Source organism: Pseudomonas sp. LP_7_YM, assembly GCF_004364435.1.
In the GTDB taxonomy this organism is placed as follows: domain Bacteria; phylum Pseudomonadota; class Gammaproteobacteria; order Pseudomonadales; family Pseudomonadaceae; genus Aquipseudomonas.
Genome location: NZ_SOCT01000001.1, coordinates 134,340 through 147,887, shown reverse-complemented (window position 1 = coordinate 147,887; position 13,548 = coordinate 134,340). Strand labels below are relative to the sequence as shown.

General features: G+C 61.2%; 11 protein-coding genes. 5 read left to right on the top strand and 6 right to left on the bottom strand.

The features are described 5' to 3' along the window. Positions 1 to 39: 39 nt before the first annotated feature. The 6 genes from EC915_RS00745 to EC915_RS00720 form a co-directional block, all read right to left on the bottom strand. Positions 40 to 1,050 (bottom strand): PstS family phosphate ABC transporter substrate-binding protein, encoded by a 1,011-nt coding sequence (locus EC915_RS00745; RefSeq protein WP_133748617.1) that lies wholly within the window; start codon positions 1,048 to 1,050, stop codon positions 40 to 42. Then, on the bottom strand, positions 1,047 to 2,096 hold the full coding sequence (locus EC915_RS00740; RefSeq protein WP_133748616.1) for a PstS family phosphate ABC transporter substrate-binding protein: 1,050 nt from the start codon (positions 2,094 to 2,096) through the stop codon (positions 1,047 to 1,049). The genes EC915_RS00745 and EC915_RS00740 overlap by 4 nt, the downstream gene beginning before the upstream one ends. Before the next feature lie 110 nt (positions 2,097 to 2,206). After that, the gene (locus EC915_RS00735; protein ID WP_133749385.1) at positions 2,207 to 4,333 is read right to left on the bottom strand and encodes a TonB-dependent siderophore receptor; all 2,127 of its coding nucleotides are present in this window, start codon (positions 4,331 to 4,333) and stop codon (positions 2,207 to 2,209) included. Between the two features lie 427 nt (positions 4,334 to 4,760). Next, positions 4,761 to 5,084, bottom strand: a complete 324-nt coding sequence (locus EC915_RS00730; RefSeq protein WP_133748615.1) for a hypothetical protein — start codon at positions 5,082 to 5,084, stop codon at positions 4,761 to 4,763. Continuing rightward, positions 5,081 to 6,439, bottom strand: coding sequence for an acyclic terpene utilization AtuA family protein (locus tag EC915_RS00725; protein WP_133748614.1), 1,359 nt, complete (start codon positions 6,437 to 6,439; stop codon positions 5,081 to 5,083). Before EC915_RS00725 ends, EC915_RS00730 begins: the two co-directional genes overlap by 4 nt. Then, positions 6,440 to 7,744, bottom strand: coding sequence for a CitMHS family transporter (locus tag EC915_RS00720; RefSeq protein ID WP_133748613.1), 1,305 nt, complete (start codon positions 7,742 to 7,744; stop codon positions 6,440 to 6,442). Between the two features lie 146 nt (positions 7,745 to 7,890). Here EC915_RS00720 and EC915_RS00715 point away from each other — a divergent pair, with 146 nt between their 5' ends. From EC915_RS00715 to efeO (EC915_RS00695), 5 genes are all read left to right on the top strand, one after another. Further along, on the top strand, positions 7,891 to 8,772 hold the full coding sequence (locus EC915_RS00715; protein ID WP_133748612.1) for a LysR family transcriptional regulator: 882 nt from the start codon (positions 7,891 to 7,893) through the stop codon (positions 8,770 to 8,772). A gap of 212 nt (positions 8,773 to 8,984) precedes the next feature. Further along, positions 8,985 to 9,854, top strand: coding sequence for an iron uptake transporter permease EfeU (gene efeU / locus EC915_RS00710; protein ID WP_133748611.1), 870 nt, complete (start codon positions 8,985 to 8,987; stop codon positions 9,852 to 9,854). Between the two features lie 8 nt (positions 9,855 to 9,862). Further along, on the top strand, positions 9,863 to 11,074 hold the full coding sequence (gene efeO / locus EC915_RS00705) for an iron uptake system protein EfeO (RefSeq protein WP_133748610.1): 1,212 nt from the start codon (positions 9,863 to 9,865) through the stop codon (positions 11,072 to 11,074). Between the two features lie 63 nt (positions 11,075 to 11,137). Continuing rightward, entirely contained in the window at positions 11,138 to 12,460 is a 1,323-nt protein-coding gene (gene efeB, locus EC915_RS00700; protein WP_133748609.1) for an iron uptake transporter deferrochelatase/peroxidase subunit, read from the top strand. Between the two features lie 27 nt (positions 12,461 to 12,487). Next, positions 12,488 to 13,309, top strand: a complete 822-nt coding sequence (efeO, locus tag EC915_RS00695; RefSeq protein WP_133748608.1) for an iron uptake system protein EfeO — start codon at positions 12,488 to 12,490, stop codon at positions 13,307 to 13,309. The last annotated feature ends 239 nt before the right edge of the window (positions 13,310 to 13,548 follow it).

Here is a 13,548-nt window from a genome sequence, read left to right as displayed (position 1 = left end):
GCCTCCATGCCTTCGGCGCAATCAACAGCAGCGGCAGGCCTACAGCCCCTCCAGCTTGTGACGTTCTGCCTGCAGATCCGCCGCGCTCAACGGCACATACCCTTGCTCGCTGTCGCGCTGTTCACGCACCGCTTTCTGGCCTTCGTCGGACAAGGCCAGGCGCAGGTATTCCTTGATGAAGGGCGGCAGCTTCCGGCCCGGCGGGTTGTCGACATACAGATGAAGAAAGGCCGACAGCGGATAAGCTCCCGCCGCGACGGTCTCGTAGTCCGGTGATCTGAACGGCTCGCCTGCCTTGGCAGCCAGCGGCAGCACGCGCACGTTTTTGGCGGTCTTGCTGGCGTCGACCCATCCCGTCAGGCCGATGCCATAAGGGTCGTTAGCCACGGCATCGATGACCGCTTCGCGGCTGTTCAGCGCTTCGTATTGGGCGCTGAAAGGTTTGCCGCCGAGCTTGTCCATGCGCAGATTGGTGGCGAATCCGCCGTCGTCGCGCAGGCCGTAAACGTGAATGCGCCGCGCCGCATGATGTTCGATCCCCACTTGGCCCCAGGTATTCAGGTCGCCCTCAGGCTGGCCGGCGGTGATGATGCGCGCCAGATCCTGCAAGGTCAGGCCAGGCAGCGGGTTGGCGGCGTTGACGTAGACCGCAGGCGGCGTTTTGTGCGGTGCACGCGGGCCGAAACCCGAATAACCGATGCGAATGTCCAGCGGCACGTAGCCCTTGACCTGCTCAAAGCCATGCATATCGCCCAGCCACGCCTCGCGGGACAGCGGCGCGATGGCCGTGGCATCGGCAGTAAGGGCCGGAATACCCACTGAAGACCCCTTGGCGGTCAATGCAAACCTGAACCCCGGATGCTGCTGCGTGAACAGCGTGTTGAAGTTGTTCATCAGGTCGTGCATGCCGTCGTTGCCGATGATGGCGATAGCGCCCTCGCGGGTCAGGTACGGCGCATCGGTCGGCGGCGTCAGGCTTTGCGCAGCCACAGATAGACTGGAGGCCAACAGGGTCAGCGTGCTGAGCGTGTGTTTCAGAACTGTCTTCATTGCGGCGCTGCCTCATCAAGTTTGGCGATTTCCGTACGCGCATCCTCGGCGCTCAGGGGCAGATAACCCTTGGGTTGGCTGGCCATCAGCGTTTGCCCCTGACGCGACAGGACGAATCGCAGGTATTCGCGCACCAGCGGGTCGATGGTTTTGCCCGGCTCGCGCCGCAGGTAGAAATACAGATACCGGCCATAGGGGTAACTGCCGTCGGCCACCTGCGCGGGGGTGCCGGTGGTGATCTTGCCGGTTTTAGGGTCGAGGATACCGAGCTGCTTGATCTGCTTGTTTGCCAAGCCAATTGCGGCGATGCCGATGCCTGCCGGGTCAGCCGCCAGACGTTCGAGAATCAGCTCGGTCTTGCCATAGGCCTCGTAGTTAGGCGCCAACGGCAAACCATTTAACTGGTCCTTCTGCATGTAAGTCCCGAAACCGGTGAACTCGGGCGTCCCGTAGGGATGAATCATCCGCGCGGCCCATTCGCCCTTGAGGCCTAATTGCCCCCAGCGGGAAAAATCCCCGCCGGGATGGCCAATGGTCAGGGTGCGGTTGATCTGCTCGATGCTCAGGGTGTCGATGGGATTGGCGCGATTGACGTAGGCCGCCAAAGACGTCGCCAGATGCTGCGAGGTGTCATCGCTGGCGTAGGCAACGCGGATTTCCAGTGGTGCGCTGCCGACGATCTTGCTGTAGGCGCTGGTTTCCAGCGGATTGATCGCCCGGCCCATGGCGCCGAACAGGGTCACACCGTGGGTCAGCAATGGCACCGCACTGGTGGTGCCCTTGGACTCGATACGGAAGCGCCAGTCGGGGTGCATCTTCATCAGTGCGTCGTTGAAGCGCTTGACGATGAAATCCACATGGTCGGCGCCCGCAATGCGAAATGCGCCGTCCTTGTCGACGAAACGGGCATCGGCGAACGGGCGTGCCGGTTGCGGCGTGTAATCCGGTAGGGCCGGATCGATGGGGGGCGCGGCGAGTGCGACCGATCCCAGCGACAACCCCGCAGCGAACGACAGCACGCGGAGGGTGGGCAAGCAGGCAGTCATATTGATTCCTTATGAATAGCGGTGGCAGGTGGTGATCCACTGTGGGCCAGCATGTTCAGTGTCAGTTCGTCGCTGCCGCGACCCGGTTCGGGACGCGGCATCACCAGTGGTTAAAAATCCAGCTTGACCCGCGCCACCAACTGACGCGGCTCGCCAATGGCAATCGCCGGCGAACCCAGGCCGCTGGACGAGGTGTAGTACGTCTCGTCGAACATGTTTTTCAGGTTCAGTTGCAGGGTCAGGTCGCGCTCGTCCAGCTTCATCTTGTAGGAGACAAAAGCATCGGCGACCTTCGAGGACGGCAGGTAGTACTCGGTCCCGGTCCCATCGTTGACGCCCCAGCGGCTGGCAAAGCGCGCACCGGCACCGGCGCGCAGGTCGCCGACACCGACATGCCCGAAGTCTCGCGTCAGGTAAACGGCACCGGTGTGCTTGGACACGCCGTCCAGTGGCTGGCCTTTGAGAATCGGATCTTCCAGAACCTTGGTGTCGGTGTAGGCATAGCTGCCGGTGATGCTCCAGAACTCGTTGAGTTGCCCGGTGATGTCCGCTTCAAGCCCGCGAGATCGCACTTCGCCGGAGACCCGGGTGCAGGTCTCGGTGCCACAGGCTTCGCTGGTCTGCACGTTCTTCTTGTTGATATTGAACAGCGCCACGGTGGCGGTGATCGCATCATTCTGGAATTTGGTGCCGATCTCGTAGGACTTGCCCTCCTCCGGCGGCAGATCGCCAATCGGGGTGGCGATCGACGTGTTCGGGCGGAACGACTCGGTGTAGCTGCCGTACACCGACCAGTCCGGCTGAATCAGGTAAACCAGGCCGACGCGAGGCACCACTTTGCTGTCCTTGACATCGGCGCCGACCACAAAGGGTCGCCCCTTGCCCGTCAATTCGTCGAACGCGTCGTAGCGCAGGCCCGCCTGGAAAATCCATTGGTCGTTCAGGTGAATCGCATCCTGCACAAAGAACGCGTGGGTGCGCAGGTGATCGCTCTGGTCGCTGTTGGCCGCACTCACCGCGCTCGGCTGGGCCGTGGCGCCGTAAACCGGCGAGTTGTAGTTGAAATCCACCTTGTTGGCGCTGCGGTACAGATCGCCCAACTCACGATCGTTTTTCATGTAATCGGCACCGAACAGCACTTCATGCCGCATATCGCCCCAGTACAGGTCGCCCAGCATGTTGACCGTGGCGGTGTGAGCGAACTGCACGGCATCGCGGGTGGCATCGCCGCGACGGGTCACTGCACCTGTGGTGTAGTTGGCCGAGATGAAACGCGATTGGTAGTCGTTGTAGTAATTGCGACTGTAGGCGTAGCCGGTACGCAGGGTCCAGGTATCGTTCAGGCGGTGATCCATGCGCAGATCGAGGGAATCGGAGCGGCCGGTGGTGACGTTGAACGGCTCGTCCAGACGACGGGTGCGCGGGATGTCCAGGACTTTGCCGGTCTTGGTGTTGATCTGCGTGCCGCGGTCGAATGGCACCGAATACTCCATGTGCTCGTAGGCCACCGAAACCGTGGTGTCATCGCCGTACCAGGCCAGCGACGGCGCGATCACCGATTGGTCGATGCTGCCGAAGTTGCGCCAGTAATCGTAGTTCTGCTTGTCGGCGATGAGCCGATAGGCCAGGCCGTTGGTGCCGATCGGGCCGGTGAGATCGATCTGTTCGCCGCCGCCCCCAAAGCTGGTGCCGAACGCGGAGATCGAATGGGCGTCGACCAGTTGCGGTTTCTTGGTGACGACGTTGATCACGCCGCCCGGATCCTGAACGCCGTAGAGCATCGACGAAGGGCCCTTTAACACCTCTATGCGCTCGGTGGTGGGCGTGAAGTTGCGCGCCTGCACCGATTGCATGCCGTCGCGCATGATCGAATTGTCACGATTGGTGCCGAAGCCGCGCTTCTGGATAGCGTCCTGGGTCCCCCCCAGCGTGTTGCCCTGCTTGACCCCGCTGACCGCATTGATTGCCTCGTCCAGGCTGTTCGGCTGACGGTCCTCGATGACCCGGTTGGTGACCACGTTGACGGTCTGCGGCACCTCCACCAGCGGGGTCTCGGTGCGTGTGGCGACCGACGCCTTGCGCGCCTGGTAGCTGGTGCGGCTGTGCTCGGTTTCGCTGACCTCGGTCTGCGAATCGGCATCGATGTTGACTGCATCCAGCTGCATCTCTTCGGCACTGGCCAGGGAACTCATGCCAAGCGAACACAGCAATGCCGTCGCCGAGCACATCCCCAGCAGCGCGGCAGGTCGAAGAGCGGAAAAAGCAGACACACGAGAACCGGATTGAGCTGTCATGAACGGGTAAACCTGAGGTGTCGAGTAGTGAAGAGCGTTCGTTGCGAAACGAATCTGATTCTCACTACACGGATGCCGACAGGATTTACCTCACATGTTTTTTGAAAATAATTCGCAGCTGCCTGGAATCGATAGTATTGAAGACCAAAGGGCCATTAATCCGATTTTTTGAAACACCCTGTATTTTGATCGTTCTCACGCTCTGCGTGGGAACACATTCGCCGACGCTCCGCGTCATGCAGACTTTTTCGTTCTTCCAGCAGCCAGGAGCCCGACGAAGCAGGACCACCCAGCAGGCAGGTTCTTTGGTTACTTTTGGCTCTTGAAAAGTACTCGCCAAAGCGAAACAGTCCGCACGCCAGGACGGCCCTCACTGCTCGATTTCAATATCCAGCAACGCCGCCCCCAGCGCCTTGCCGTGCGCGTCCAGCGCCAATGACCTCGTCACCCCACCTTTCAGTATCCCCGGCAGGACAAAATTCAGCGCCCGCACATTGGGCAACTCATACCGCCGCACAGCACCCGCCTGCGGGCCCAACAACTCAGCGAAGTGCGCCGCCACACGCTCGGCGGTCAGTTGCCCGAGCAAACGCGGATAATCCTCGGCCTTGAACGCAATCACCGAAATGTTCGACGTATCGCCCTTGTCGCCGGTCCGCGAATGGGCCAATTCTCGCAATTTGACTGCACTCACGATGCATCCTCCAGATGAACCCGTTGTGTAACAGCATCCCGGGGCAACAGCAGCGAAGCCACCGCCACCACCTGACGCACGTTCTTGGTCGCTCCGCCGCCGCCATACGGGCCATTGGTATAGAGGGTTTCCACTTCATTACCGATGCGCAACGCCTGGGCTTTGTCAGCGCAACGACCCGCCACCCGCAAACGCACCTCCCAAGGCTCGCCCGACGTACGCGAGCCCAGTTCAGCACCGTGCAACGAATCGACACCGATGAGTTCGGCGCGCACGTCGTCAAACACGACTCCGATGATCTTCAGGCGCTCCAGCACCACCTCTCGCGCCAATCGGGCACGGGCCAACGCCCCTGGTCCGCCATAAGAAATCTGCCCCTCGCCAATCCAGCCGTCGAGATAACCCACCGAGACTTTCAGCGTCTGTGGGCGAGCGCGACCGTTGGCACCCTCGGCACGCACCTCATTGGGCGCCACTACGCTGAACGACACGCCGGAAAAATCCGCCGTCACGTCCGGCGTGAGATAAGCCTTGGGATCATGCACTTCATAAATCATCTGTTCGGTGCAGGTGGCGGTGTCGATGCGTCCGCCGGAACCCTTCACCTTACTGATCACCCCCCTGCCCTCGGCATCCACCTCAGCCAGCGGGAAGCCCAGACGCGCCAGATCCGGGACATCCTTCACGCCGGGATCGGCAAAATAGCCACCGGTGATCTGTCCCGCGCACTCCAGCAGATGACCGATTAACGTGCCGCGCCCCAGGCGTGTCCAGTCGTCCTGCGCCCAACCGAACTCATACAGCTGCGGCGCCAGAAACAATGAAGGGTCGGCCACACGTCCCGTGATCACCACGTCGGCATCGGCCCGTAACGCCTGGACAATACCTTCGGCCCCCAGATACGCATTGGCCGAGATCAGTCGTTCCCCCAGCGACCCGACGGTTTCGCCGTTATCCAGCCGTTGCTCGGGAGTCATCTGTGAGAGCACGTCATCCCCGGTCAGCGCCGCGACTTTCAATCCGTGCAGCCCAAGCTCTGCCGCTATTCGCCGTACCTCCCGGGCCGCTGATAAGGGATTGGCCGCGCCCATGTTACTGATCACCCGCAGGCGCTTTTGCCCGGTTTCACGGCCACGGGCCACAAACGGCAGCACGCGGCGCATGCGCTCGCTCAACAAAGGGTCGTAACCGGCCTCGGGATTGGCCAGCCGCGCCTGTTGCGCCAAGGCAATCGTACGTTCGGCCAGGCATTCAAACACCAGGTAGTCCAGCGCGCCCTTGTCGGCCAGCTCCACAGCAGGTTCGATGCGGTCGCCCGAATAACCGGCGCCGGCGCCAATGCGTAAAGTCTTCATTCAAAACACTCCCAACAGCAGTGCGGTGAGGGTCATCAACACCGATGCGCCAAACAGAAACGGGATGGTGAAGCGTTGATGATCGGCCAGCTCGACCTTGCACAGCCCCACCAACAGGAATGTCGCGGGCGTCAGCGGGCTGACCGGGAAACCGGTGGTGTGCACCCCCAACAGTGAGGCCTGAGCGACCTGCAACGGGTCGACACCCAGCGAACGGCCGACTTCGGCGATCACCGGCATGACGCCGAAATAGAAGGAATCGGGGTCAAACAGCATGCTCAGCGGCATGGACAGCAAGCCCACCACCATCGGAATCAGCTTGCCGTGGCCGGCAGGAATCTGCGCCACCGCCACTTCCGCCATGGCCTTGAGCATCCCGGTGCCCTGCATGATCCCGGTAAACACGCCAGCGGCAAGCAGAATGCTGGCCATGGTCAGCGCGGTCTTGGCGTGGGCGTCGATGCGGGCACGCTGCGCGTCGACATTCGGATAATTGATGCACAGCGCCAGCACCGTGCCGACCATGAACATCACCACCGGATCGACCCAGCCGGCGATCATCACGGCCATGACCACAATCGTCAGCAGCAGATTGAGCCAGAACAGCCGCGGGCGGCGCAGCACTTGCTCCTGCTCGCTCAACACTCGCTCCGGCACCACATCAACCTTGGCCCCTGCCCCCTGATGGCGGCCCAGCCCCAGGCGTTTCTCTTCGCGACGTCCCAGCAACCAGGCGCTGATGAAGACAAAGGCCAGACCCACGATCTGCACCGGAATCAGCGGCTGGAACAGCTCGGCCACTGGCACATGCAATGCCGCCGAGGAGCGCAGCACCGGACCGGTCCATGGCAGGAAATTCACCCCTGCGGCCATGGCGGCCACGCAGGCCAGAATGCGTCGATCAATGCCCAGCCGCGTGTACAGCGGCAACATCGCAGGGATGGTCACCAGAAAGGTCACGGCACCCGAACCGTCCAGATGCACCAGCAGGGCTAACAGCGCAGTACCCACGACAATGCGCGTGGGACGCGTGCCGACGGTGCGCAGAATGCGGTCGATGATCGGGTCAAGCATGCCGGCGTCGGTCATCACCCCGAAAAACAGGATGGCGAACACAAACATGCCGACCACGGGGGCGACGTTCTTGATGCCGGTGATGATGAATCCGCTGGTTTGCAGCCCGAAACCACCGAGCAGCGCAGCGATGATCGGCAAGGCGATCAGGGCAACCAGAGGCGAAAGGCGCTTGCTCATGACAGCCGCAAGCAAACAGAGAATGGTGATAACACCGAGGGTGGCGAGCATGGGCGGTCCTTGTCATTCCTGTCCGGCGGGCGGCGGAACGAGCGGTTGTTGTTTTCAGCGAGTATCGAAACGAGGGTAAGCTTTGTAAATTGAAATGTTCACAGCCTTATGTTCGGAAAAACCGAATTATCGAAAGGATGAAGCCGATGAAAAATTCGATCCAGCACATTCGTGCGTTCCTGGCGGTGGCCAACAGTGCAAGCTTCGCCAAAGCGGCCGTCGAGCTGAACCTTTCACCCTCGGCCCTGACCGTGCAGATCCAGCAACTGGAAGAATGGCTGGGCGTTACCCTCCTGGAACGCAGCCCGCGTCAGGTCAGCCTGACCGCCGCCGGGCAGAACAACCGCGGGCCAATGGAGAAGCTGTTGCTGGATCTGGACAACATCGTCAACGGCTCACGGGATCTGGCGGCCTTGCGCAGAGGCGTTGTCACCCTCGCGGCCCTGCCCTCACTGTGCTCGGGCGCCCTGCCGCCAATCCTTAAACGCTTCCGCGAGCAATTCCCCGGCGTCGAAGTGCGTCTGCGCGACGTGGTTGCGCAACGCATCGATGCAATGGTGCGCGAAGGCGAAGTGGATTTTGGCCTGGGCGTACGGGCGCGGACCCGCCACGGGCTGGATTTCCAGGTGGTCATGGTCGACCGCCTGAGCTTGTTCGTGCCGAAAAATCATCCGCTGGCCAAACGCCTGACGATTCCTCTGGCGGCGCTGGCCGGGGAACCGATCATCCTCACTGGCCGCGACAGCAGCGTGCGGGAGCGAGTCGAGCAACTGTTCGCGCAAGAAGGCCTGGCGCTGACCCCGGGACTTGAAGCGAACTACATGTCGACGGTCATGGCGCTGGTGCGTCAGGGTTTGGGGATGACACTGCTACCAGAATCGGCCGACGAGGGGCGAGGCGATCTGGTGCAGGTGCAGATTGAACATGCGGGGGTCAATCGGGAGATCGGATTGATTACCCGAACCGGATTCGGGTTGAGCCCTGCAGCAGAGCAGTTCGCGGGAACCCTGCGAGCAGCGATAGGTTAGGAGCCAGCGCGGCAAGCCAGAAAGGCGCCGCTCGCATGTGCAGTCGATCACTCAACACTCTGCGCTGCGTCTGATGCACAAACCCTGGGAAAAGCAAAAAAACCGGTACGCGCATTCAATAATGAGTATCATTATGTTACACACTGGCTGAATGCGAATGGCTTGCGACCGCGTTCACGCCGCACACCTTATCAGATTTACACCGGTGATAAATGCTCGTTCCTTTTTTGATCATGTTGCGCGAAGGGATTGAAGCCGCGCTTATCGTTGGCATCATTGCCAGTTACCTTAAGCAGACTGGCCGCGGCGAGTGGATGCCAGCGGTATGGATCGGCGTTTTCCTGGCCTGTGCCCTGGCGCTGTTCGTCGGTGGCGGACTGGAATTGGTCAGCGCCGAGTTTCCGCAGAAGCAACAGGAACTGTTCGAGGGCCTGGTGGGCCTGGTTGCGGTGATCATTCTCAGTTCCATGGTGTTCTGGATGCGCAAGGTCGCGCGCTCCATCAAGCATGAACTGCATGCCTCGCTGGACGCGGCCCTGGCCGGCTCGAAAAACCAGACCTACGCGCTGATCGGCATGGTGTTCTTCGCCGTGGCCCGCGAAGGCCTGGAAACCGTATTTTTCCTGCTGGCGATCTTCCAGCAGAGTGAAGGTGCCAGTGCGCCCCTGGGCGCCCTGCTCGGCCTGATCATCGCCGTGGCTATCGGCTTTGCGATCTACAGCGGCAGCATGCGCCTGAACCTGAGCCGCTTCTTCCGCTGGACCGGGCTGTTCATTCTGGTGGTGGCAGCGGGCATTCTCGCCAATTCGGTTCAGGCACTGCATGAGGCTGGCCTGTGGAACCACTTCCAGACCGTGGTCTTCGACATCAGCGCGACGCTGCCCATGGATGGCCCGACCGGTTCGGTGCTTGCGGGCATGTTCGGCTATCAGGATGCGCCGACCGTCAGCGTGCTGGCCGTGTACCTGGCTTATCTGGTTTTCGCACTGGTGCTGTTCTTCCTGCCGCAGCCGCGGGTGGTGAGTCTTCCCACTCGCCCGGCGCATGAACACGGCCGTACCTCTTCAGTTACGAACAAATAAGGGCAACCATGACCAGCAGTCCTTCGGGCCTTCCTCCCAAGAAAGCCAAGCCTTCCCGCGCGCTGCAATTTGCCGTTGCAGGCTCTGTGATTCTGATGATCGCGGCAGGCGCCATGTTTTATTTCGCCTCCCAGGCTGCGCAGAAAAAGCGCATCGCCAATGGCGGCAACGAAACCGTGGTCACCATCCACGCCAAGAACTGCGAGCCCAACGCGCTCACAGTGCCGGCCGGCAAGAACGCCTTCCGCATCGTTAACGCCTCCAAACGCGCCGTTGAATGGGAAATCCTCGACGGCGTGCTGGTGATCGAGGAACGTGAAAACATCGCACCGGGCCTCAGCCAGATCATCAACGCCAACCTGCAACCGGGCGACTACGCGATCACCTGCGGCCTGCTGAGCAACCCGCGCGGCACCCTGCACGTGACACCGACCGCAGAATCCGATGCCGCCGCCAAGGCTCGCCCTTCGATGGTCGCGTTCATCGGCCCGCTGTCCGAATACCGGGTGTACCTCAGCACCCAGAGCAGCGCGCTGATCCGTGCCGTGAACGATCTGCAGCAAGCCATCGCAAGCGGCGACCTGAACGCAGCGCAACAGGCCTATGCCCCGGCCCGTGCCGCGTATCAGCGCATTGCCCCGGCCGCGCAGCGTCTGGCCGAGCTGGATAACGCGATCAATGCCCGCGCCGACTACTTTGAAAAACGTGAACAGGATTCAGGCTTCAGCGGCTTCCACCGCATCGAGTTCGGCCTGTTCTCACAAAAGTCGGTCGAAGGCCTGACGCCGGTGGTGCAGAAGCTGCAAAGCGACCTCGCCGCATTGAAAACCCAACTGCTGGCGCAGAGCATCGCCCCGGAGCAACTGGCGAGCATGGTGGTGCGCAACATCCGCAGCCTGGCCGAAATCCGCAGCAATGGCGAAGAAGAACGCTATAGCCACATCGACCTCACAGGTTTCGCCGCCAACCTGCAAGGCACACGCAAGGTCATCGACCTGCTGCGTCCGCTGCTGGCCAAGACTTCCGGCGATGTGTTGAAGAAGATCGACGAGGCGGCCACCGCGCTGGATGACCAACTGCTGACACTCAAGACCGGCGACGGCTTCACGCCGTACGACCAGGTCACCAACGAACAAAGAAAACAAATCGCAGACAAGGCCAAGGCTTTGGCCGATGCACTCGAAGGAATCGATCCGGCCCTTGGCCTCACAGGCCTGTAAGCGTGCCCAGGCGGGTGCGCTGCGCCCGCCCGGCCCTGAAACCCGAGCGAAGAACGTATCCACATGAAAGATTCAGATTCATCCAACGCCCCCCTTTGCGCCGAACGCCGCCGTGTTCTGATGGGCCTTGGCGCAGCGGGTGCTGCCATAGCCGGTGCGAGCCTGAGCGGCAATGCCCTCGCAGCGACCAGCGCACCTGCGCAAGTGACCGAAGCGCCGAAAAGCGAAAAGACCCAGGATCACAACCCGTTCCACGGTGTGCATCAGAGCGGCATCGTCAACCCGCGGCCCACCGCCGGGATGATGGTGGCCTTCGACGTGCTCGCCCAGGACAATGAAGACCTGGAGCGTCTGTTCCGCACGCTTGACGAACGCATCGCGTTTCTGATGACCGGCGGCGCAGTGCCGCAGGTCGATCCGAAACTGCCGCCACTGGACTCCGGCATTCTTGGCCCGGTGGTCACCCCGGACAACCTGACCATCACGGTGTCGGTGGGCGACTCGCTGTTCGACGAGCGTTTCGGTCTGGAGCAGGTCAAACCCAAACGTCTGCAGCGCATGGTCGGCTTCCCCAACGACGCGCTGGAGGCCGCGTGCTGCCACGGCGACCTGAGCATCCAGTTCTGCTCCAACGCCCCGGACAGCAACATTCACGCCCTGCGCGACATCGTCAAGAACCTGCCGGATTTGCTGCTGGTGCGCTGGAAGCAGGAAGGCACGGTGCCGGCACAGGCACCGCTCAAGCCGGGCCAGCCGCCGGAAAGCGCGCGCAACTTCCTGGGTTTCCGCGACGGTTCTGCCAACCCCGACTCAAACAACCAGAAGACCATGAACGAACTGGTCTGGGTCCAGCCCGGCAGCGATGAGCCGGCCTGGGCCGCCAATGGCAGCTATCAGGCCGTGCGGATCATCCGTAACTTCGTCGAGCGCTGGGACCGCACCCCGTTGCAGGAGCAGGAAGCGATCTTCGGTCGGGTCAAGGCCACTGGCGCACCCATGGACGGTAAGACCGAAACCGACGTACCGGACTACCACAAGGACCCGCAAGGCAAGATCACCAAGCTTGATTCGCACATCCGCCTGGCCAACCCGCGCACTCCAGAAAGCCAGCGCAACCTGATCCTGCGCCGGCCGTTCAACTACTCCAACGGGGTGAACAAGAACGGCCAGCTGGACATGGGGCTGCTGTTCATCTGCTACCAGTCGGACCTGGAAAAAGGCTTCATTACCGTGCAGACCCGCCTTAACGGCGAGCCACTGGAGGAGTACCTGAAACCGGTCGGCGGCGGCTACTTCTTCACCCTGCCGGGTGTGGTGGACAACAACGATTTCATCGGCCGCTCACTGCTGGCTGCTGCCTCCGCTGTAACAACAAAAACTGCCTGACAACCCTTACCTCACAGGAAGAGCTCCATGAAGAAGTCGCCTCTCGCGCTGTTGGTTACCCTTGGCTTGTTGCAGACCCCGTCCGTGTTCGCGGCGACGGCCCCGCTGGATCTGGTACAACCGATTTCGGACTACAAAATCTACGTCTCCGAAAAGGTCGACCAACTGGTTACCGACACCACAAAATTCACCGACGCCGTCAAGAAAGGCGACGTGGCAACGGCCAAGAAGCTGTTCCCGACCACGCGTATTTCCTATGAGTCCATCGAGCCGATCGCTGAGCTGTTCAGCGACCTGGACGGCTCCATCGACTCCCGTGAAGACGACCACGAGAACGGCGTCAAGGCTGACGATTTCACCGGTTTCCACCGCCTGGAATATGCGCTGTTCTCGCAGAACACCACCAAAGATCAAGACAAGTTCGCCGACAAGCTGCTGGCCGACGTCAAGGAGTTGCAATCGCGCATCGACGGCATGACCTTCCCACCAGAAAAAGTGGTGGGCGGCGCTGCCGCCCTGATGGAAGAAGTGGCAGCTACCAAATTGTCCGGCGAAGAAGACCGCTACAGCCATACCGACCTGTATGACTTCCAAGGCAACGTAGACGGCTCGAAGAAAATCGTCGACCTGTTCAAGCCGCAACTGGAGAAATCCGATAAGGCCTTCGTGGCTAAACTGGACAAGAACTTCGCCACCGTAGACAAGATTCTGGCCAAGTACAAAACCAAGGACGGTGGCTACGAGACCTACGACAAGGTCAAGGAAAATGATCGCAAGGCACTGGCCGGCCCGGTTAATACCCTGGCTGAAGACCTGTCGCAACTGCGTGGCAAACTCGGTCTGAACTGAGTCGACGCCCGATAAAAAGCCCGGCTGCCGATCCTTCGGCAGCCGGGCTTTTTGTGTCATGGCATCAGCGAAGCGCAAACCCAAAGTCCCTTGCCAGCCACCCCGCACAGACCCTTTCCCTGCTCTTTTAGGAGTGAGCTGGTTATCCGACGCGTTTTTTGCTCTGCCGAAGGGCGTGGGCAAACCCTTCTCCATAAAAAGGCCCTCGAAGACTGACGTCGATGAGGGCCAAGGCATTG

Coding starts and splice junctions, on each gene's coding strand:
- EC915_RS00745 (WP_133748617.1), bottom strand. CDS start 1,050: ATGAAGACAGTTCTGAAACACACGCTCAGCACGCTGACCCTGTTGGCC.
- EC915_RS00740 (WP_133748616.1), bottom strand. CDS start 2,096: ATGACTGCCTGCTTGCCCACCCTCCGCGTGCTGTCGTTCGCTGCGGGG.
- EC915_RS00725 (WP_133748614.1), bottom strand. CDS start 6,439: ATGAAGACTTTACGCATTGGCGCCGGCGCCGGTTATTCGGGCGACCGC.
- EC915_RS00720 (WP_133748613.1), bottom strand. CDS start 7,744: ATGCTCGCCACCCTCGGTGTTATCACCATTCTCTGTTTGCTTGCGGCT.
- EC915_RS00715 (WP_133748612.1), top strand. CDS start 7,891: ATGAAAAATTCGATCCAGCACATTCGTGCGTTCCTGGCGGTGGCCAAC.
- efeU (WP_133748611.1), top strand. CDS start 8,985: ATGCTCGTTCCTTTTTTGATCATGTTGCGCGAAGGGATTGAAGCCGCG.
- efeO (WP_133748610.1), top strand. CDS start 9,863: ATGACCAGCAGTCCTTCGGGCCTTCCTCCCAAGAAAGCCAAGCCTTCC.
- efeB (WP_133748609.1), top strand. CDS start 11,138: ATGAAAGATTCAGATTCATCCAACGCCCCCCTTTGCGCCGAACGCCGC.
- efeO (WP_133748608.1), top strand. CDS start 12,488: ATGAAGAAGTCGCCTCTCGCGCTGTTGGTTACCCTTGGCTTGTTGCAG.